We start from the raw sequence: 19,952 nt of genomic DNA on the forward strand, positions 1-19,952 counted from the left end.
CATCACTCCACCCCGCCGAGATACGCTTCCAAAACTGCCGGGTCCTGTTGCACCTCTTGCGGCAAACCCTCGGCGATACGAGTCCCGAATTCCATGACCACCAGCCGATCGGTGAGATTCATCACGAAATCCATATCGTGTTCGACCAGCAGCACGCTCATGCCTTCCGCCTTCAGGCGACGCAGCAAGTCGGCCAGTTGCAGCTTTTCCTGGTAGCGCAGACCGGCAGCCGGTTCATCCAGCAGCAGCAGCGTCGGGTCACAGCACAACGCGCGAGCGATTTCGAGAATCCGCTGCTGTCCCAACGCCAGGCTGCCGGCTTCGTCGTACATGTGTTGCTCGAGGCCGACGCGGCGAATCTGGCGAGCAGCCTCGGCCATCAAGCGCGCTTCTTCCGCGCTGTTCAGGCGCACGACGCTTCGCCACACGCCCGCCTGCCCACGCAAATGCGCGCCGATCGCGACGTTCTCGAGCACTGTCATCCCCGGCAGCAGCTTGACGTGCTGGAAGGTGCGGCCGATCCCGCGTTTGACGATTTCACGTGAACTCAGCGAATCGATGCGCTCGCCGCGGAACGTGATCTCACCGCTGGTCGCCTGCAACACGCCGGTCACCAGATTGAAGGTGGTCGACTTGCCGGCGCCATTCGGCCCGATCAGACCGATGATCTGCCCTGCTTTCACTTCGAAGCTGACATCGTTCACCGCAACCAGACCGCCGAACTGCTTGCGCGCCTTGTTCACCGTCAACAGGTCTTCGCCGGTCGCTGGCTTGCTGCGCTGCGGCAACGGCTCGGCATGATCCGCCAGATGTGCGCGCGGCCCTTTCGGGAAGAAACGCGCGACGAACGGCCAGACGCCTTGGCGCGCGTACTGCAGCAACAGCACCATCAAGATGCCGAACACGATCACTTCGAAGTTGCCATTCTCACCGAGCAGCTTGGGCAGCAAGGTTTGCAGATAGTCCTGCAGCACCGTCAGGATCGCCGCGCCGAGCACCGCGCCCCAGACGTGCGAAACGCCGCCCACGACGGCCATGAATAAAAACTCGATGCCGTGATTCAGACCAAAAGGCGTCGGGTTTACCGCACGCTGCAAGTGGGCGTAGAGGAAACCCGAGACCGAGGCCAGCACCGCCGCGTACACGAAGATCACCACGCGCATCCACCCGGTGTTCACGCCCATCGCCTCGGCCATCATGCCGCCGCCGCGTAACGCGCGGATCGCCCGCCCCGGACGACTATTAAGCAGGTTCTGAACTGAAATCACCGCGCCGAGCACGACCATCCAGATCAGGTAATAGATATGGCGGCCGGATTCGAGATTGATGCCGAACACGTTCAGCACCGGAATCCCGTTGATGCCGTCGTACTTGCCGAGCATTTCAAGATTGCCGAACAGGTAGAACAGCGCGAGTCCCCATGCGATCGTGCCGAGCGGCAAAAAGTGTCCTGACAGACGCATTGTCACCAGTCCGAGCATCAGCGCGATCAACGCCGTCACCACCACGCCGGCGATCAGCGCGAGCCACGGCGAAACACCGTAGCGCGTCGTCAGATACGCGGTCGCATAGGCGCCGATACCAACGAGCGCGGCCTGGCCGAAGCTCGTCATCCCGCCGATGCCGGTCAACAGTACAAGACCGATCGCGACGATCGAATACAGACCGATGTAGTTCAGCAGCGTCACCCAGTACTCAGGCACGTGAATCGGTTGCGGCAACACGGGCAGCGCGAACAGCACCACGAGGAACAACCAGAAGAACTTGTTTTGCATGATCCGTTTCATCGCGTCACTCCTCTTCCTCTTCGGCGTGCGGGCTGGCAAGACTCCGCCAGAGCAACACGGGGATGATCAGCGTGAACACGATCACTTCCTTATAAGCGCTTGCCCAGAACGACGAATACGACTCCAGCAGGCCGACCAGGATCGAGCCCGCGGCCGCCAGCGGATAGCTGACGAGTCCGCCGATAATCGCCCCCACGAAGCCCTTCAAACCGATCAGGAAGCCCGAGTCGTAGTAGATGGTGGTCAAGGGTGCGACAAGGATGCCGCACAGCGCGCCGAGGCCCGCCGCCAGCGTGAACGCGAGGCGCCCCGCTTGCGTCGTGCCGATGCCGACGAGCCGCGCGCCGAGCCGGTTCACCGACGTCGCACGCAACGCCTTACCCGAGATCGAGCGATCGAAGTAAAGATACAGCGCGCCGATCAACACCACCGCCGTGCCGACCACCCACAGGCTTTGCCCGGAAATCGTCAGCGTGCCGATGTTGAAGGTCGCATCGGAAAACGCGGTGGTGCGCGAACCTTCCGCACCGAACATGACGAGACCGAGGCCGACCATCGCGAAGTGCACTGCCACCGCCACGATCAACAGCAGCAGCGTGGTCGCCTCCGCGATCGGCTCATACGCGAGCCGGTACACGTACGGTCCCATCGGAATCACGATCAGCAGCGTCAACGCGATCTGCGCGATCATCGGCAGCGTATGCATGAAAACGCCTTGCGTGAGCGCGTAGACCGCGATCGGAAACAGCAGATATTTGCCGACCAGCATGACCAGCGTGCGCGCCGCATGCCGGCGCCGTTCGGGATGCCGCACCAGCCCCGCTATCTCGACGACGAAGCAGGCCGCGCCCATCGCCATCAGCAACCAGCAGGTGGCCGGAAATTTCTGTGTCTGCAGTGCGGCGAGCGTCAACGCGCCGTACGAAACAAACTCCCCCTGCGGGATGAAGATCACCCGCGTCACGGAGAACACCAGCACCAGCGCGAGCGCGAGCAGCGCGTAGATCGCGCCGGTGGTGATGCCGTCCTGCGCGAGGATCGCCGCAATTGATAGATCCATACTTCCTCGTCCTGAAGCGTCAAAATCGAAACTGGGAAACCGTCGTGGCGGCAGAACTCGCGGCCGTCCACCGACCGGCTATGCCTGAAAAGGCGACCGCCGCGCCGAAACACGGCGCGGCGGTCGATGCCATTGTCATCGAACAGAATGGCAATGCGGCGTCACATGCCGCACGTTGCGCGAGAGGCGCGTACCGCTTTTGTTTTTTGTTGTTAGTCGTTCTGCAGCTTCCACTTGCCGTCGACGATCTGCACGATCACGCGTGCGCGCTTGTCGAGGCCGTTGTGGTCGGTCGTCGTCGTGTTCATGATGCCGTGCGAGACCGGCAGTTCCTTGATGTTCTCAAGCGCGCCGCGCAGTGCCACGCGAAACTGTTCCGTGCCCGGCTGAGCGGTCTTCAGCGCGACCGGAATCGCCGCTTGCAGCATCTGGCCGGCGTCCCATGCGTGACCGCCGAAGGTCGCGACCGAGCCCGCGCCATACGCCTTCTCATACGCCGACTTGTAGGCCAGCGACGACTTCTTCACCGGGTTCGCGTCAGGCAATTGATCCGCGACGAGGATCGGGCCAGCCGGCAGGAACTCGCCTTCGCAGTCCTTGCCGCACACGCGCAGGAAGTCGTTGTTGGCGACGCCGTGCGTCTGATAGACCTTGCCCTTGTAGCCGCGCTCCTTCAGCGTCTTGGCCGGCAGCGCCGACGGCGTGCCCGCGCCCGCGATCAGCACCGCGTCGGGGTTCGCGCCCATCGTCTTCAGCACCTGGCCCGTCACCGATGCGTCGGTGCGGTTGAAGCGCTCATTCGAGACGATCTTCAGATTGTGTGCCGCGGCCGCCGCGGTGAAGACGTTGTTCCAGCCGTCGCCGTAGGCATCCGCGAAGCCGATGAAGCCCACCGTCTTTACGCCGTGATGCTCCATGTAATCGGCGATGGCGTCAGCCATCAGGCTGTCGTTTTGCGGCGGTTTGAAGGCCCATGCGCGCTTCGCGTCCATCGGCGAAATGATTGCCGCCGATGCCGCCAGCGAGATCACCGGCGTCTTGCCTTCGGCAGCGGCGTCGAGCATGGCGAGCGAATTCGGCGTGACGGTCGAACCGATGATCGCGTCGACGTGGTCTTCGTCGATCAGCTTGCGCGTGTTCTGCACGGCTTTGCCGGTATCGGACCCGTCGTCGAGAATGATGTATTGCACGGTCTTGCCGCCGATCTCTTTCGGCAGCAGCGCGATCGTATTCTTTTCAGGAATCCCGAGCGATGCGGCCGGCCCCGTGGTAGAAAGCGTCACGCCGATCTTCACCTGAGCGAACGCCGCGCCCGCACTGCACATCAACGCCATGGCAATGCCGGTGCGTACCCATTGCTTTGTCTTTTTCATTGCAAGTCTCCAAACGCTTTGAAGCGCGTATCTGAAATCCGACTCATGGGCCGGGTGTCTGAATCTAGTTATAGGGTTCTGGCGTGCCAAGCATGGTTTTCCCTGCTCGGCGCGAATACCGTCGCCGCTTTGGTGCTACTTCACTGCTGCATACCACGACTGCAAACTGCTGCGATATCCTGTGAGCAAAACACTAACATGTTAGTAGTATTGCGTTCTGCATGATTGACGGTCAATAGAACGCTACCCAAATGCGGGTTTGTCCTGAAGCCGCGGAGCCACACTTTTTCACGCGATGCGGACAATAAAAAAGACGCGTCAACTGCACGCGTCTTTTGTTTATTGAAGGTCCATATCGTTCAGCCTTCGCTTAATCGCCGGACAACTTCCACTTGCCGCCGACAATCTCCACCATCACGCGCGCCCGCTGGTCCAGACCAGCATGGTCGTTCGCGCTCATGTTGAAGATGCCGTGCGACGCGGGCATGTCTTTGGTGCTTTCCAGCGCGGCACGCAATGCTTCGCGGAAGGCAGGCGTGCCCGGTTGACCCTTCTTCAACGCCTGCGGAATCGCGCGTTGCAACAGGAGGCCCGCGTCCCATGCGTGGCCGCCGAACGTGGACACCGAGCCGGCGCCGTATGCGGTTTCGTACGCGCGCTTATAGGCGAGCGCACTCTTCTTCACCGGATTCGAATCGGGCAGTTGTTCGGCGACGAGCAACGGACCCGCCGGCAGATAGGTGCCTTCGCAATCCTTGCCGCACACGCGCAGGAAGTCGTTGTTGGCGACGCCATGCGTCTGATAGTACTTGCCCTTGTAGCCGCGCTCCTTGAGCGTTTTCTGCGGCAGCGCGGCCGGTGTGCCTGCGCCTGCGATCAGGACCGCGTCCGGATTCTGCGACATGATCTTCAGCACCTGGCCGGTCACCGATGCGTCGTTGCGCGCGAAGCGTTCGTTCGCAACGATCTTGATCTTCGCGAGATCCGCAGCCTTGCCGAATTCCTTGAACCAGCTCTCGCCGTAAGCGTCCGAGAAGCCAATGAACGCGACCGTCTTCACGCCATGATTCGACATGTGCTGCGCGATCGCGGTGGCCATGAGAATGTCGTTCTGCGGCGTCTTGAAGACCCACGCGCGCTTCGCATCCATCGGTTCGACGATGCTTGCAGCAGCTGCCATAGAGATCATGGGCGTGGTGGTTTCAGCGGCGACGTCGATCATGGCCAGCGAATTCGGCACGACGGTCGAGCCGATCAGCGCATCCACGTGATCTTCGCTCGTGAGCTTGCGCGTGTTCTTGACCGCCTGGGTGGAATCCGTGGCGTCGTCGAGCACGATGTACTCGATCTTCTGGCCCGCCACCTCTTTAGGCAGCAGCGCAATCGTGTTCTTTTCCGGAATGCCGAGCGACGCGGCCGGGCCCGTTGCCGACACGGTCACGCCGATTTTCACGTCCGCGAATGCATGGCCGCTCCATGCTGCGCTCACTCCGGTGGCGACCAATGCCGCGCTGATCCAACGCAATGCCGACTTCATCCCGCTCCTCTATCAACCCCGTCATTCATTCGAATTTAAATCCGTAGATTCAAATCCCGACCAGGCGGTCGGTGAATAGCGAGTTTAGCGGACGAAAGCCACGCGCGGCAAGCGTTTTGCAGGGTTCAGACGTGTGAAATAGAGACATGTTCGGTGAATGAAAAAGGGTCACCGAATTAGCGGGGAATTTGAATGGCGAATAACCGGAAATACAAATAAAAAGCGCTGTTGGATATCAATCCAACAGCGCTTTCGTCTGGGCACTGAGTGCCTCATTGTCTCCTCGTTCTCCACCTGCAAAATTCGTGGTGCATCAGAACTGCATGAAGATTAAACGAGCACTCCGCGTACTACAACTAGCAATTACCCTAGTGGTGCACTGCGGCACTGAATTGGGGCACGGTTGTGCGAGCCTTACCGTGCATGCACTTCGACTCGATTACCGCCCTCTTCAAGCTGCCGCATCGAGACGGCCGGATTATATCGGATGCCGAAGCAATTACCCATTTCACTGAACGTCAGGCTCGTAGCGGCCGCACTCGCGCGATAATTTCGCCGACAATGCCACGCCGGAACGCCAGCACGCAGGCAATGAAAATCACGCCGGTGACGATGGTGACCGATTCGCCCAGCGAGCGGAACCACTCGACGCCCGTGGTCGCCGCCAACGCCCCGCCGATATCACCGAGCCGGTCCTCGAGCGCGACGATCAGCGCCGCGCCGAGCAGCGGTCCAAACAACGTACCCATACCGCCGACGAGCGTCATCAGGATCACGAGGCCGGACATGGTCCAATACGCGTCGCTTAACGTCTCGAAGCCTTGCACCAACACTTTGAGCGAACCCGCCAGACCCGCAATCCCCGCCGACAGAATGAACGCGAGCAGCTTGAAGCGATCCGTATCGTAGCCGAGCGACACCGCGCGCGGCTCGTTCTCCTTGATGGCCACCAGCACCTGGCCGAACGGCGAATGCACGATCCGCACGATCAGCAGGAAGGCCAGCACCATCACGGCGAGCACGACGAAATACAGCGCGACGTCGGACGAAAGATCCAGCACGCCGAACAGCTTGCCGCGCGGCACCCCTTGCAGACCGTCCTCGCCATGTGTGAACGGCGCCTGCAGGAACACGAAGTACACCATCTGCGCGAGCGCCAGCGTGACCATCGCGAAGTAGATGCCCTGGCGGCGAATCGCGAAGAGACCTACGATCAGGCCGAGCAAGGTTGCCGCCGCGGTGCCGGCGAGCACACCGAGCTCCGGCGAGAAGCCGAGCGACTGGATCGCATAGCCCGTCACATAGCCAGCCGAAGCAAGAAACATCGCGTGGCCGAACGACAGCAAACCGGTGTAGCCGATCAGCAGATTGAACGCCGCAGCGAACAGCGCGAAACACAGCACCTTCATCACGAAGAGCGGATAGATGCCGAGCACGGGCACCGCGAGAAGCACGATCAGCAGCAGACCGTAGAGCACTTTTCTCTGCATCATTTTTCCTTGCCGAAGAGACCCGCCGGGCGCACCAGCAACACCAGCGCCATGATCACGAAGACGACGGTCGCCGACGCTTCCGGGTAAAACACGCGCGTCAGCCCTTCGATCACGCCGAGCAGCAAACCGGTGAGAATCGAGCCCATGATCGAACCCATGCCGCCGATCACCACCACCGCGAACACGGTGATGATCATCGGCTGGCCCATCAGCGGCGACACCTGAATCACCGGTGCGGCAAGCACGCCTGCAAACGCCGCCAGCGCGACGCCGAAGCCGTAGGTCAGCGTGATCATCAGCGGCACGTTGATGCCGAACGCTTCGACCAGTTTGGGGTTTTCCGTACCGGCGCGCAGATAGGCGCCGAGACGCGTCTTCTCGATCACGAACCACGTCGCGAAGCACACCGCCAGCGAGGCCACCACGACCCACGCGCGATAGTTCGGCAGGAACATGAAGCCGAGATTGGTTGCGCCGGAAAGCGCCGACGGCACGTCGTACGGCTGGCCGGACGAACCGTAGATGGAGCGGAACACGCCCTCCACCACGAGCGTGAGCCCAAAGGTCAGCAACAGCCCATACAGATGATCCAGCTTGTAGAGCCAGCGCAGCATCGAGCGTTCGATCGCCATGCCGAACAACCCGACGACCAGCGGTGCCAGCACCAGCATCACCCAGTACGGCAGGCCGAAATACGAAAAGCCCATCCACGCGAGCATGGCGCCCAGCATGAACAACGCGCCGTGCGCGAAATTGATCACGTTGAGCAAGCCGAAGATCACCGCCAGCCCGAGGCTCAGAATTGCGTAGAACGAGCCGTTCACGAGCCCCAGCAACAGCTGGCTCAGCATCGCCGGTAGCGGAACGCCAAAGATTTCCATTGAAGCCTTAACCCATCGCCAAGGTGAGATCGGTCACGCACGATCCGGCCGGCGCGCGATAAGCGACAAAGCGCCGATCGCGCGCGGCATGTGAAACGCTTCGCTGTCAGCCTGTGTACCATCACGGCACCATGCATTACCCGTCAGGACAAGCAGGCAGACGGCCATCTGGTTATGAACCAGCGTTTATTTCCACAACGCGCAGCGCGTTTCGGCCTTGGTCGTGAACGCCTGCTCGCCGGGGATCGTCGCCGTAATCTTGTAGTAGTCCCACGGCTCTTTGGACTCAGACGGCGTTTTGACCTGCATCAGGTACATGTCGTGAATCATGCTGCCGTCCTGACGGATGTAGCCCTTCGCATAGAAGTCGTCGATCTTGGTCTTTTTCAGCTGCGCCATCACCTTGTCGGAGTCGGTCGACCCCACCGCCTTCACCGCGTTCAGATAGGTCATGGTCGCCGAGTAGTCGGCGGCCTGCAGGCTCGACGGCATCTTCCTCATCTTGTCGAAATAGCGCTGCGCCCACTTGCGCGTGGTGGCGTCCTTGTTCCAGTACCAGCTGTCCGTCAGTACGAGGCCTTGCGTGGTTTCCAGACCCAGGCTGTGCACGTCGTCGATGAACATCAGCAGCGCGGCGAGTTTCATCGTCTTGGTAATGCCGAACTCCTTGGCCGCCTTGATCGAGTTGATCGTGTCGCCGCCCGCGTTGGCGAGGCCGAGGATCTGCGCCTTCGATGCTTGCGCCTGCAACAGGAACGACGAGAAGTCCGACGCCGACAGCGGATGGCGCACCGCGCCCAGCACCTGGCCGCCGTTCGCTTTCACCACGTCCGACGTGTTCTTCTCGAGCGCCTTGCCGAAGGCATAGTCGGCGGTCAGGAAGTACCAAGTCTTGCCGCCCTGCTTCGTCACCGCCGAGCCCGTGCCCTTGGCGAGCGCCGTGGTGTCGTACGCATAGTGGATCGTGTACGGCGTGCATTGCTCATTGGTCAGCGTGTCCGCGCCCGCGCCGATGCTGATGTACACCTTCTTCTTTTCGCCGGCCACGGTGTTCATCGACAGACCGGTTGCCGAATTCGTGCCGCCGATCAGCAGATCGACGCCGTCGCGGTCGAACCATTCACGCGCGCGCGACGCCGCGATGTCGGCCTTGTTCTGGTGGTCCGCATACACCACGGTGATCGGCTTGCCGTTGACCTTGCCGCCGAAATCCGCCACCGCCATGCGGATCGCTTCGAGTCCACCCTGCCCGTCGATGTCCGCATACAAACCGGACATGTCGGTGATGAAACCGATCTTCACCGCGTCGTCAGCCGCTTGCGCGCTGCCCATCGTCAATGCGGCGCCGGCGGCGACCGCGAAACAAAGTGTGGCAAGCCGCGCGAGTGGGTTCTTTTTCATTCCTGTCTCCTGGTTTCTTCGCTTGTGGTTATCAGAGGCAATCGGGCGCTTTTATACGCCCAGTAGATCGTGCAGGACCGGCATCTTGCTTTCGAGCTCACTTGCCCCGAAGTGCTCGACAATCGCGCCGTGCTCCATCACATAGAAGCGGTCCGCCAACGGCGCGGCAAAACGAAAGTTCTGTTCGACCATCACGACGGTGTAGCCCCGCGCCTTGAGCGTCATGATCATGCGCGCCAGCGCCTGCACGATGACAGGCGCGAGCCCTTCCGAGATTTCGTCGAGCAGCAGCAGGCTCGCGCCGGTACGCAGAATGCGCGCCACCGCCAGCATCTGCTGTTCGCCGCCGGACAGCCGCGTGCCCTGGCTCGCGCGGCGTTCCTGCAGATTCGGGAACATCGAATAGATTTCTTCGAGCGACATCATGTGCGCCTTGTCGCCGATGGGCGGCGGCAACAGCAGGTTTTCCTCGCACGAGAGACTCGAAAAGATACCCCGTTCTTCCGGGCAGTAACCCACGCCGCAATGCGCGATGCGATGCGTGGGCAGATTGATGGTTTCGCGTCCGCCAATGCGGATCGAACCGGTGCGCCGTCCGGTCAGGCCCATGATGGCGCGCAGCGTAGTGGTCCGGCCCGCGCCGTTGCGGCCCAGCAGCGTGACGACTTCGCCGCGGTTCACCGTCAGATCGAACCCATGGAGAATATGCGACTCCCCGTACCACGCCTGCAAACCCTTGATGTCCAGCGCGGGAACGGCGTTCTCCGTCCCGCTTACGTCGAGGCTTTCACGCTCGGCAATCGTATTCATGCGTGGGCTCCGGCGAGCGCCGCGTCGGCGCTGCCCATATAGGCTTGCATCACGAGCGGATTCTTCGACACTTCGGCGTAGCTGCCTTCGGCGAGCACTTCGCCTCGTTGCAGCACCGTAATCGTGTCGGAGATGCCGGCGATCACATTCATGTTGTGCTCGACCATCAGAATGGTGCGGCCGCTCGATACTTTTTTGATCAACGCCGTCACGCGATCGACGTCTTCATGGCCCATGCCTTGCGTCGGCTCGTCGAGCAACATGAGCTCGGGTTCCATGGCGAGCGTGGTGGCAATCTCCAACGCGCGCTTGCGGCCATAGGAAAGTTCGACCGTCAACACATCGGCGAAATCGGTCAGTCCGACCTGGGTGAGCAGATCCATTGCGCGGTCATCGAGTTGGCGCAGCGTGCGCTCGCTCTTCCAGAAATGAAATGCCGTGCCGAGCTGGCGCTGCAAACCGATGCGCACATTCTGCAATGCTGTCAGATGCGGAAATACCGCGGAAATCTGGAATGAGCGGATGATGCCGCGCCGCGCGATTTGCGCCGGGCGTTCGCCCGTGATGTCGATGCCGTTGAAAACGATCTGGCCCGCAGTGGGTTCCAGAAATTTGGTGAGCAGATTGAAGCAGGTGGTCTTGCCTGCCCCATTCGGGCCGATCAGCGCATGGATCGAGCCACGGCGCACGCGCAGGTTCACGCCGTTCACGGCGATGAAGCCTTTGAACTCACGAGTGAGGCCGCGCGTTTCGAGAATCGTATCGCCGAGAATCATGTTCCCTTCCATACGGAGTAAGGCGAAGCACTACGATCTTCCGCGCGAACCGCTGCGCGACTTTTTATGACGGCGGCACCCCGTGCCGCTCGTTGGCGTGCTGCACCAATCCGGACGGTAATCCATGGGGCCGCACGCAGCATGGCTGCCATTGTCGCGCCAATGATGCAGCGCATTCATTGGGATTTGCACTTAGTGGAAATAGATGACACCCGCGTCCGAACGGGGCGCATACGTGCGAGATGCCCGCCGCGCAGGTCGGACGGGCATCGCATGCGGCTCGTGCGCCAGTCTGTCACACCGCGGACATAGACCGCGTCGAGCTAGCTTGTGCCGCGAAACTGCCGCCCACACGCGCACGGCGATCCTCGCGGATCATGTCGCTCGCGCGCTCGGCGATCATCAGCGTGGGCGAATTGGTGTTGCCCGAGGTGATGGTCGGCATGACAGATGCATCGACCACGCGCAGTCCGTCAACACCGATAACCCGTAGACGGTTGTCGACGACGGCGCCGGGGTCGTCGGTCGTGCCCATGCGGCAGGTGCCGACTGGATGGAAGATGGTCGTGCCGACCGCGCCGGCAGCCTGCTGCAGTTCCTCTTCGGTCTGGTACTGAATGCCTGGCAAAATCTCCTGCGGTCGATAGCGAGCCAGCGCGGGCGCGCCAGCAATGCGGCGGGTGAGACGCAGCGCGTTGGTGGCAACGTGCCGGTCGTAGTCGGTGGAGAGATAGTTCGGTGCGATCAGGGGCGGCGCCGAAGCGTCGGCGGATTCGATGTGAATGCTGCCGCGCGAAGTGGGCCGCAACTGGCACACCGACGCCGTGAATGCATTGAACCGATGCAGCGGTTCGCCGAAGCGATCGAGCGAAAGCGGCTGGACGTGATATTCGAGGTCGGGCCGCGTGAGCGAGCGATCGCCCGGATCGGATCTGGCGAACGCGCCGAGTTGCGACGGCGACATCGACATCGGGCCGCTTTGAAAAAACGCGTACTGCATGCCGATCAGCAACTTGCCCCACCAGTGCGCGGATGCCGTGTTGAGCGTACGCACGCCGTCGACTTTATAGGCCATGCGCAATTGCAAATGATCCTGCAGATTTTCGCCGACGCCACGCAGATCGTTGACGACCTCGATACCGAGATTCTGCAGACGCGCGCCAATGCCGACACCGGACAGCTCAAGCAATTGCGGCGAATTCACCGCGCCTGAGCTGAGGATCACCTCGCAACGAGCCTTGGCCAGATAGTCCGTGTTGTCGCCGCGATATTCGACTCCCGTGCAACGGCGTCCTTCGAATACGACGCGTTGTGTCTGCGCGCCGGTGATCACGGTAAGATTCGGCCGCTTGAGTGCGGGACGCAAAAACGCCTTCGATGCGTTCCAGCGAATGCCGCGTTTTTGATTCACGTCGAAATAGCCGACACCGGTGTTGTCGCCGCGGTTGAAATCATCGGTGGCGGGAATGCCGGTCTCTTGCGCGGCGCGGGAAAACTCTTCGAGAATTTTCCATTTCAACCGCTGTTTTTCGACCCGCCACGGTCCGCCCGCGCCGTGCGATTCGCTGGCGCCGGCATGGTGATCTTCGCTGCGTTTGAAGACCGGCAACACCGAGTTCCATGACCAGGATGCGTCGTTCGTGACGCGCGCCCATTCGTCGTAATCTTCGCGCTGACCGCGCATGTAGATCATGCCGTTGATGGAAGAACTGCCGCCCAAAACGCGTCCGCGCGGATACGACAGCGAGCGGCCATTGAGGCCCGCTTCCGCCTGGGTTTTATAAAGCCAGTCCGTGCGCGGATTGCCGATGCAATAGAGGTAGCCAACCGGCACGTGAATCCAGTGATAATCGTCTTTGCCGCCGGCTTCGAGCAGCAATACCTGGACGTCGGGATCCTGGGTCAGGCGATTGGCCAGCACACAACCCGCTGTCCCCGCGCCCACGATGATGTAGTCGAATTCGCCTTCGAGACGCCGGGCCATGGACGTCGTGTCGGTATTGCTCATTATTCAGTCTCCTAAGCTTTTTTTGCCGACTAATTGCATGCTTGTCATGCGACTGCGGCGTCGGGCTCTATTTGTGTTTTTCTGCCTTCGACATGCCACCAGAAGCGCTGCGTGCCGAAGGCCATCACCTCACATTACTTCGCCACCGGCATCGTGAATTCAGCACCTTTGGCGATACTGTCGGGCCAGCGCTGCATGATGCTCTTGTAGCGCGTGTAGAACCGTACGCCTTCTTCACCATACGCGTGATGATCGCCGAACAGCGACTTCTTCCAGCCACCAAACGAATGCCACGCCATCGGCACCGGAATCGGCACATTGATACCCACCATGCCGATCTGGATCTGCCGCGAGAAAGCGCGAGCGACGCCGCCATCCGAAGTAAACAACGACACCCCGTTAGCGAACTCGTTGGCGTTGATCAGTTCCACCGCCGACGCAAAATCCGGCACGCGCACCACGCAGAGCACGGGTCCGAAAATCTCTTCGCGATAAATCTTCATGTCGGTCGAGACATTGTCGAACAACGTGCCGCCGAGAAAGAAACCCTTCTCATGACCACTGACCTGATGGCCGCGCCCATCGACCACCAGTTTCGCGCCGGCTTCGACGCCAGAGTCGATATAGCCGACCACTTTCTCGCGATGCACCGCGGTCACCAGCGGTCCCATCTCGGCATCCGATTCCATGCCGTTGAGAATCTTCAAACTCTTCACACGCGGCGTGAGTCGCTCGATCAGTTCGTCGGCGATATGACCCACGGCCACCGCGACCGAAATCGCCATGCAACGCTCGCCCGCCGAACCGTACGCCGCGCCGATCAAGGCATCCACAGCCTGGTCGAGATCCGCATCGGGCATCACCACCAGATGATTCTTCGCTCCGCCCAATGCCTGCACGCGCTTGCCGTGTTTCGTGCCTTCCGTATAGATGTATTCGGCAATCGGCGTCGAACCGACAAAAGACAATGCGCTGACTTCCGGATGCACGAGCAATGCATCGACAGCGACCTTGTCACCGTGCACGACGTTGAACACGCCGTCAGGCAAGCCGGCTTCCTTCAGCAATTCCGCGAGACGATTCGAACAGGACGGATCGCGCTCCGACGGCTTCAACACGAACGTGTTGCCGCATGCAATCGCGACGGGGAACATCCAGCACGGCACCATCATCGGGAAGTTGAACGGCGTAATGCCGGCGACCACGCCGAGCGGCTGACGCAGATTCCAGTTGTCGATGCCGCCGCCGATCTGATCGGTGAAGTCGGTCTTCAACAGGTTCGGAATGCCGCACGCGAACTCGACGATCTCGATGCCGCGCATTACCTCGCCCTTCGCATCCGAAAACACCTTGCCGTGCTCGCGCGTGATCAGTTCCGCGAGTTCGTCGTGGTGGCGGTCGAGCAGTTCCTTGAACTTGAACAGGACGCGCGCTCGTTTGATCGGCGCGGTTTCGCTCCACGCGGGAAACGCGGCCTTGGCGGCGGCGACGGCCGCATCCACCTCGGCGACGCTCGCCAACGGCACACGCGCGCTCACGCTGCCTTGCGCGGGATTGAAGACGTCGCCGAAACGGCCGCTCGTGCCCTCGAACGTCTTGCCGTTGATGAAATGGGTCAGCGCGCGGGCGCTGGTCGCGCTGCGCTGGGTTTCGTCCTGATATGTCTCGCTCATGGTGTCCTCTTTCCTGTGAAGTCTTCCGCCCCGGCGTGCCCCGGGCGTGATAAAGCCGTGCTGAAGATGAAGCGTACGGCGCTTCGGGCCGGGAAATCCAATGAGTAATGCTCAACTGCGCTATAAGGCGCGCTAATATCAGGATATGGATCTGACTCTGCTCCGGGCGTTCGTCACCGTGGCACGCGAGGGCAACCTCACGCGTGCCGCCGTGCAACTGCATCTGACCCAACCTGCCGTCAGCCTGCAAATCAAACATTTACAGGAGACGCTCGGCGTGACGCTGTTCACGCGGACCTCGCACGGGCTCTCGCTCACGCGCGACGGCCAAGCGCTGCTGCCTCACGCCGAACGCGCGCTCGGCGCGGCCAACGACGTGCAGCGGGCGGCGCAATCGCTGCGTCACGAAGTACGCGGACGACTGCGGATCGGCACGATCCTCGACCCGGCGTTTCTGCGCCTGGGCGGCTTTCTCAAACAGCTCGTGGAGAGCTGGCCGCACATCGAGACGGCCTTGCGCCACGGCATGTCGGGCTGGGTGCTGGACCAGGTTCGCGCGGGCGAGCTGGATGTCGGCTACTACATCGGCTTGCCGTCCGAAGACGAACCGCGCGACGGCCCCGCTTTTTACGCGCTCACGCTGACTCACTTCCAGTACCGCGTGCTTGCGCCGGCCGGCTGGAAAGACCGCGTCAAGGGCGCGCGCGACTGGCGTTCGCTCGCGGCGCTGCCGTGGATCTGGACGCCGCCCGCGTCGGCGCATAACCGGCTGTTGACGCGCTGCTTCGACGAAGCCGGTGTGAGGCCGGTCAAGGTGGCGGAAGTGGACCAGGAGCCGTCGATGCTCGATCTGGTCAAATCGGGCGTCGGTCTCACGCTTGCACGCGACGCCACCGCGATCGCCGAAGCGCACGCACATGCGTTGACCATCGTCGAAGGTGTTACCGTGCCGACTCAGCTCAGCTTTATCACGCTCGCGCAGCGCAAGGAGGAACCGGCGATTGCCGCGGCGTTGAAGCTGATCGAGCAGCAATGGGCGACTTGAGGATCGCGCGAATGCTGCTTGCGTGGTAAGTACGACAGCGTAGGCGAGTGCGCGATATGAGCCGCTCTCATGACAGCCGCAGGCCGTGTGGCCCTATCGCAATAAATAACGGGCACGATCTGCTTACACAGCAACCGCGTCCGCGCGGGTTCGGCAACCCGCTCGCCCGCCGCGACCACTTGCCCCGCGGCTGAAACCACACCGTCACGCAGTTTTTGTTAGATTGAGGGTTCGCGCTTACGCGCCGGCCCTGCATCCGTTTCCGTTCCGCCTGATTTGTCCTTCCCGGCAGCTTCGCCCGGCAACACCGGAAGCCGCCGACCCATCCATCCTTCAACAGGAACCTGACATGGCACGCAACATTGAAATCAAAGCCCGCGCCCAGCATTTCGAGCAACTCCGCGAACGCGCGGCGCAGCTCGCGCCGGACGCACCGCTGATCTTCCGCCAGCAGGACTTTTTCTACGACGTGCCGCGCGGCCGCCTTAAGCTGCGCCAGTTCGACGACGGCACGCCGGCCGAGCTGATCTTCTATCAGCGCGACGACCGCGACGGTCCGAAGGCGTCGTATTACACGCGCAGCCCGGTGACCAATCCTGAGGCCATGCACGCGCTGCTCGCCACCGCGCTGACCACGCGCGGCATCGTCACCAAGGAACGGCATGTGTATCTGACCGGACGCACGCGGATTCATCTGGATCGGGTCGACGGTCTGGGCGACTTCGTGGAACTCGAAGTGCTGCTCGCCCAGGACGATGACGAAGAAGGCGGCCACGCCGAAGCGCATGCGATGTTCGCCACACTCGGCGTACCGGAATCAGATCTGGTGGCCGTGGCCTACGTCGATTTGCTGAGCCCGGACAGCGAGCCGAAGCAAGCGGCATAAGCCTGACGCAATACGGGCCGCGGGCGGCCTCAGCGCGACCGGTGCCGCATCAAGGTGCGGCTGTCCCCGGCGCCAGATGGCCCAGCGGCAACGGGCCGTTGCGCTTGAAAGTGGTGAGCACGATATTCGAGCGCACGCTGTCGACGCCTGGCACACGCATCAGCTTCTTCATCACGAACGTCGACAGATAATTCAGATCGGGCGCGACGATCCGCAACAGATAGTCGGCGTCGCCCACCACGGCATGACATTCCAGCACTTCAGGCAGCACGTCGATTTGCTGCTGGAATTGCTCGATGATCGAATCGCCGTGGTGCTTCAACTTCAGACTGGTAAACGCGGTGACGCCGAGTCCGAGTTTTTCCGGGCGCAGAACAACGCGATAGCCGTCCACCACGCCCACCTGTTCCAGCCGCTGCAAACGCCGTCCAATCTGCGACGGTGACAGCGGGACCTGTTCGGCTAATTGCTGATGCGTTGCACGGCCGAAGCGTTGAAGCACGTCCAGCAGCGCGAGATCGAAGTGATCCAGTTCTAACATGTCGAATATCCGCATTGAATGGCCTATTGATGCATGATTATTGCATATAACACCTGAAATTCGTCATCATTGCGCCCATTCCGCACTTCTGCCGCTCTACACTTGCATCACCGATATACGTCAGCCGTCACCGCAGAGCGCAGCATCATGTCCACCGCCAATACCGCCAAACTGAAAGAGCAATTCGACGCCGGCCTCGAAACCCGCGCCGATTTCACCATCGATCAACCGACCGAGCGCTACGGCGCGGTCGATCACGCGGTATGGCAACAGCTTTACGCGCGCCAGACGTCGCTGCTCAAAGGGCGCGTCTGCGACGAGTTTCTGGCGGGCGTCGACACCATCGGCATGCCGGCCGACCGTGTGCCCTCATTCGACGACATCAACGCGAAGCTCACGCCCGCCACGGGCTGGCAGATCGTCGCCGTGCCAGGCCTCGTACCGGACCAGGTGTTCTTCGAGCATCTGGCGAATCGCCGCTTTCCCGTGACGTGGTGGATGCGCCGTCCGGATCAGCTCGACTATCTGCAGGAACCAGACTGTTTTCACGATCTGTTCGGCCACGTGCCGCTGCTAATCAACCCCGTCTTCGCGGACTACATGCACGCATACGGCCGCGCCGCACTCGCCGCCCATGACGCCGGTGCGCTGCCGCTGCTCGCGCGTCTCTATTGGTACACAGTGGAGTTCGGGCTGATCCGCGACGCGGCGAGTCCGAACGGCGTGAAGATCTACGGCGCGGGCATCGTGTCGAGCAAGGGCGAAACGCTCTACAGCCAGCAAAGCCCCGCGCCGAACCGTCTCGGCTTCGATCTCGAACGCGTGATGCGCACGCGCTACCGCATCGACACGTTCCAGAAAACCTACTTCGTGATCGACGACTTCGCGCAGTTGTTCAAGGTGGCGCAAACCGATTTCGCGCCGCTGCTGGCAACGCTCGCCGCCGAACCGGCGTTTGCGGCGGGCGACGTGCTCGAGCACGATCGCGTCGTCACGCGCGGCTCGCAGGAGGGCTGGCTGGCCGACGGCGATATCTGAAAAGCCAGGCCGACTGCGGGCAGACGTCATCCGTGAAAAAATAGGGATGCGCACGCCCACCGGCGTGCCTGTCCAGATTTAATGAGGTAGCACCATGATTCAGAAACTGACTTCCGAAGAACGCGCTACGCAACTCGCCGGCTTGCACGGCTGGCAAGCCGTGGCAGACCGCGACGCGATCCAGCGCCAGTTCAAATTCGCCGACTTCAACGAAGCATTCGGCTTCATGACGCGCGTGGCGATCAAGGCGCAGGAAATGGATCACCACCCGGAATGGTTCAACGTCTACAACAAGGTGGAGATCACGCTGTCCACGCATGACGCCAGCGGCTTGACCGAACGCGACATCAAACTGGCGACCTTCATCGACAGTATTACGGCGTAATACAGACCAACTACTGCGTCTCAGGTGTGTTTATGCGCCGAATATCGAGTAATTCGGCAGCACTGAAAGGGCATTGCAGGTAATCCCTTGTCCAAACCTTCAGTTCTACAGGCTATTCTTAAGGTGCACGTAAGAATCCCACGCTTGCCTGGCAAACGCGTCTAAACGATCCGGTGATAGCGTGTGCTGACGCTGTACAATCATCAGCGCATACGGCTTGGAGAGCGCGCTTGCCTCCTTGCACAGAACGAGTTCGTCGCCGCTCGAAGGTGAGCGGGCGCGCCAGAAGTTGATTGCGGCTTCCAGTTCGTGAATGCTTATCTCGGACATGACTTCGTGATCGCTTTCAGGAAAACGCCGGGTCGTCCAAAGTTATCCTGGCCCCTCGGGAGACTGGTGCGTTGTGACAAGGTTGAGAAGCGCCCGGTCGGCGTTTCGAGGCCGCTCGATGCCTGCTTCGTGGCCGCTTCATGCCAGTTCGGTACGGCCACGCCGCACGCTGCCTGTGCAGCAGGCGCCCCGGCGAACCGCTTGCCCAAACGCCTAACCCATTGTACTTGAGCGAAACCCATGCGACTCCTTCTGATCGAAGATGACCGCCCCATCGCACGCGGCATCCAAAGCAGTCTCGAACAAGCCGGCTTCACCGTCGACATGGTCCACGACGGCATATTCGCCGAACAGGCCCTCACGCAAAATCGCCACGAGCTGGTGATCCTCGATCTGGGTCTGCCCGGCATCGACGGCATGACGCTGCTCTCGCGCTTCCGTCAGAGCAATCGTCACACGCCGGTGATCATCCTCACCGCGCGCGACGAACTGAACGACCGCGTGCAAGGCCTGAATTCCGGCGCCGACGACTACATGCTGAAGCCGTTCGAGCCCACCGAGCTCGAAGCGCGCATCCGCGCGGTGATGCGCCGCAGCGGTCCGCACGGCGATATGCCGCGTCCGGAAGTGTCGCTGGGCGGTGTGCGCCTGTCGGGCGTCGATCGCCGCATTTTCAACGACGACAAGCCGCTCGAACTCTCGCCGCGTGAATTCGCGGTGCTCGAAATGCTGCTGCTGCGTCATGGCCGCGTGGTGAGCAAGGCGCAGTTGCAAGACCATCTGACGCATTTCGGCGGCGATCTCGGCGACACCGCAATCGAGGTCTACGTGCACCGGGTGCGCAAGAAGCTCGAAAGCTGCCGTGTCGAGATCGTCACGGTACGCGGCTTCGGTTATCTGTTGCAGGAAATCCGTCAGGCCGCATAAT

The 19,952-nt window shown here is 61.4% G+C and carries 18 protein-coding genes; 5 read left to right on the forward strand and 13 right to left on the reverse strand.

What is annotated here, in order from left to right:
• Positions 1–2 precede the first annotated feature (2 nt).
• From PQR54_RS01065 to PQR54_RS01115, 11 genes are all read right to left on the reverse strand, one after another.
• Positions 3–1,787: a branched-chain amino acid ABC transporter ATP-binding protein/permease gene (locus tag PQR54_RS01065; RefSeq protein ID WP_408243712.1), complete on the reverse strand. Its 1,785-nt coding sequence runs from the start codon at positions 1,785–1,787 to the stop codon at positions 3–5.
• Positions 1,788–1,791: 4 nt separating this feature from the next.
• A complete protein-coding gene (locus PQR54_RS01070) occupies positions 1,792–2,847 on the reverse strand; it encodes a branched-chain amino acid ABC transporter permease (RefSeq protein ID WP_012434813.1) in 1,056 nt (351 codons plus the stop codon).
• A gap of 212 nt (positions 2,848–3,059) precedes the next feature.
• Entirely contained in the window at positions 3,060–4,220 is a 1,161-nt protein-coding gene (locus PQR54_RS01075; protein WP_408243713.1) for an ABC transporter substrate-binding protein, read from the reverse strand.
• Between the two features lie 370 nt (positions 4,221–4,590).
• A complete protein-coding gene (locus PQR54_RS01080; RefSeq protein WP_408243714.1) occupies positions 4,591–5,757 on the reverse strand; it encodes an ABC transporter substrate-binding protein in 1,167 nt (388 codons plus the stop codon).
• Between the two features lie 518 nt (positions 5,758–6,275).
• The gene (locus tag PQR54_RS01085) at positions 6,276–7,247 is read right to left on the reverse strand and encodes a branched-chain amino acid ABC transporter permease (RefSeq protein ID WP_408244234.1); all 972 of its coding nucleotides are present in this window, start codon (positions 7,245–7,247) and stop codon (positions 6,276–6,278) included.
• Positions 7,247–8,131, reverse strand: a complete 885-nt coding sequence (locus PQR54_RS01090) for a branched-chain amino acid ABC transporter permease (RefSeq protein WP_408243715.1) — start codon at positions 8,129–8,131, stop codon at positions 7,247–7,249. Before PQR54_RS01090 ends, PQR54_RS01085 begins: the two co-directional genes overlap by 1 nt.
• 186 nt (positions 8,132–8,317) lie before the next feature.
• Entirely contained in the window at positions 8,318–9,532 is a 1,215-nt protein-coding gene (locus PQR54_RS01095) for an ABC transporter substrate-binding protein (RefSeq protein WP_408243716.1), read from the reverse strand.
• A gap of 51 nt (positions 9,533–9,583) precedes the next feature.
• Positions 9,584–10,342, reverse strand: a complete 759-nt coding sequence (locus tag PQR54_RS01100) for an ABC transporter ATP-binding protein (RefSeq protein ID WP_012434819.1) — start codon at positions 10,340–10,342, stop codon at positions 9,584–9,586.
• Complete coding sequence (locus tag PQR54_RS01105) at positions 10,339–11,118, reverse strand: ABC transporter ATP-binding protein (protein WP_007180049.1); 780 nt, start codon at positions 11,116–11,118, stop codon at positions 10,339–10,341. Before PQR54_RS01105 ends, PQR54_RS01100 begins: the two co-directional genes overlap by 4 nt.
• A gap of 295 nt (positions 11,119–11,413) precedes the next feature.
• Positions 11,414–13,126, reverse strand: coding sequence for a GMC family oxidoreductase (locus PQR54_RS01110; protein WP_408243717.1), 1,713 nt, complete (start codon positions 13,124–13,126; stop codon positions 11,414–11,416).
• 134 nt (positions 13,127–13,260) lie between these two features.
• Positions 13,261–14,799, reverse strand: coding sequence for a CoA-acylating methylmalonate-semialdehyde dehydrogenase (locus tag PQR54_RS01115; RefSeq protein ID WP_012434821.1), 1,539 nt, complete (start codon positions 14,797–14,799; stop codon positions 13,261–13,263).
• A gap of 145 nt (positions 14,800–14,944) precedes the next feature.
• On the opposite strand from PQR54_RS01115, the gene PQR54_RS01120 reads away from it, so the two are divergent.
• Together PQR54_RS01120 and PQR54_RS01125 are read left to right on the forward strand one after the other, a co-directional pair.
• Entirely contained in the window at positions 14,945–15,844 is a 900-nt protein-coding gene (locus PQR54_RS01120) for a LysR family transcriptional regulator (protein ID WP_408243718.1), read from the forward strand.
• A 349-nt stretch (positions 15,845–16,193) separates the two neighbouring features.
• On the forward strand, positions 16,194–16,730 hold the full coding sequence (locus PQR54_RS01125; RefSeq protein WP_095417868.1) for a class IV adenylate cyclase: 537 nt from the start codon (positions 16,194–16,196) through the stop codon (positions 16,728–16,730).
• 49 nt (positions 16,731–16,779) lie between these two features.
• Here PQR54_RS01125 and PQR54_RS01130 read toward each other — a convergent pair whose 3' ends face one another.
• Positions 16,780–17,271, reverse strand: coding sequence for an Lrp/AsnC family transcriptional regulator (locus tag PQR54_RS01130; protein ID WP_408243719.1), 492 nt, complete (start codon positions 17,269–17,271; stop codon positions 16,780–16,782).
• A 147-nt stretch (positions 17,272–17,418) separates the two neighbouring features.
• Here PQR54_RS01130 and phhA point away from each other — a divergent pair, with 147 nt between their 5' ends.
• On the forward strand, positions 17,419–18,309 hold the full coding sequence (phhA, locus tag PQR54_RS01135; RefSeq protein ID WP_408243720.1) for a phenylalanine 4-monooxygenase: 891 nt from the start codon (positions 17,419–17,421) through the stop codon (positions 18,307–18,309).
• Positions 18,310–18,403: 94 nt separating this feature from the next.
• Entirely contained in the window at positions 18,404–18,694 is a 291-nt protein-coding gene (locus PQR54_RS01140) for a 4a-hydroxytetrahydrobiopterin dehydratase (protein WP_408243721.1), read from the forward strand.
• A 105-nt stretch (positions 18,695–18,799) separates the two neighbouring features.
• On the opposite strand, the gene PQR54_RS01145 is transcribed toward PQR54_RS01140, so the two are convergent.
• Positions 18,800–19,024 carry a DUF3717 domain-containing protein gene (locus tag PQR54_RS01145; RefSeq protein WP_408243722.1) on the reverse strand — a complete coding sequence of 75 codons (225 nt, stop codon included), beginning with the start codon at positions 19,022–19,024 and terminating at the stop codon, positions 18,800–18,802.
• 240 nt (positions 19,025–19,264) lie between these two features.
• Here PQR54_RS01145 and PQR54_RS01150 point away from each other — a divergent pair, with 240 nt between their 5' ends.
• Entirely contained in the window at positions 19,265–19,951 is a 687-nt protein-coding gene (locus PQR54_RS01150; RefSeq protein ID WP_007180058.1) for a response regulator, read from the forward strand.
• Position 19,952: the final 1 nt, after the last annotated feature.

It is taken from the genome of Paraburkholderia phytofirmans, from assembly GCF_046028095.1.
Lineage (GTDB): Bacteria > Pseudomonadota > Gammaproteobacteria > Burkholderiales > Burkholderiaceae > Paraburkholderia > Paraburkholderia phytofirmans_A.

Coding starts and splice junctions, on each gene's coding strand:
- PQR54_RS01070 (WP_012434813.1), bottom strand. CDS start 2,847: ATGGATCTATCAATTGCGGCGATCCTCGCGCAGGACGGCATCACCACC.
- PQR54_RS01130 (WP_408243719.1), bottom strand. CDS start 17,271: ATGTTAGAACTGGATCACTTCGATCTCGCGCTGCTGGACGTGCTTCAA.
- PQR54_RS01125 (WP_095417868.1), top strand. CDS start 16,194: ATGGCACGCAACATTGAAATCAAAGCCCGCGCCCAGCATTTCGAGCAA.
- phhA (WP_408243720.1), top strand. CDS start 17,419: ATGTCCACCGCCAATACCGCCAAACTGAAAGAGCAATTCGACGCCGGC.
- PQR54_RS01090 (WP_408243715.1), bottom strand. CDS start 8,131: ATGGAAATCTTTGGCGTTCCGCTACCGGCGATGCTGAGCCAGCTGTTG.
- PQR54_RS01085 (WP_408244234.1), bottom strand. CDS start 7,247: ATGCAGAGAAAAGTGCTCTACGGTCTGCTGCTGATCGTGCTTCTCGCG.
- PQR54_RS01075 (WP_408243713.1), bottom strand. CDS start 4,220: ATGAAAAAGACAAAGCAATGGGTACGCACCGGCATTGCCATGGCGTTG.
- PQR54_RS01140 (WP_408243721.1), top strand. CDS start 18,404: ATGATTCAGAAACTGACTTCCGAAGAACGCGCTACGCAACTCGCCGGC.
- PQR54_RS01120 (WP_408243718.1), top strand. CDS start 14,945: ATGGATCTGACTCTGCTCCGGGCGTTCGTCACCGTGGCACGCGAGGGC.
- PQR54_RS01110 (WP_408243717.1), bottom strand. CDS start 13,126: ATGAGCAATACCGACACGACGTCCATGGCCCGGCGTCTCGAAGGCGAA.
- PQR54_RS01145 (WP_408243722.1), bottom strand. CDS start 19,024: ATGTCCGAGATAAGCATTCACGAACTGGAAGCCGCAATCAACTTCTGG.
- PQR54_RS01080 (WP_408243714.1), bottom strand. CDS start 5,757: ATGAAGTCGGCATTGCGTTGGATCAGCGCGGCATTGGTCGCCACCGGA.
- PQR54_RS01105 (WP_007180049.1), bottom strand. CDS start 11,118: ATGATTCTCGGCGATACGATTCTCGAAACGCGCGGCCTCACTCGTGAG.
- PQR54_RS01095 (WP_408243716.1), bottom strand. CDS start 9,532: ATGAAAAAGAACCCACTCGCGCGGCTTGCCACACTTTGTTTCGCGGTC.
- PQR54_RS01100 (WP_012434819.1), bottom strand. CDS start 10,342: ATGAATACGATTGCCGAGCGTGAAAGCCTCGACGTAAGCGGGACGGAG.
- PQR54_RS01150 (WP_007180058.1), top strand. CDS start 19,265: ATGCGACTCCTTCTGATCGAAGATGACCGCCCCATCGCACGCGGCATC.
- PQR54_RS01115 (WP_012434821.1), bottom strand. CDS start 14,799: ATGAGCGAGACATATCAGGACGAAACCCAGCGCAGCGCGACCAGCGCC.
- PQR54_RS01065 (WP_408243712.1), bottom strand. CDS start 1,787: ATGAAACGGATCATGCAAAACAAGTTCTTCTGGTTGTTCCTCGTGGTG.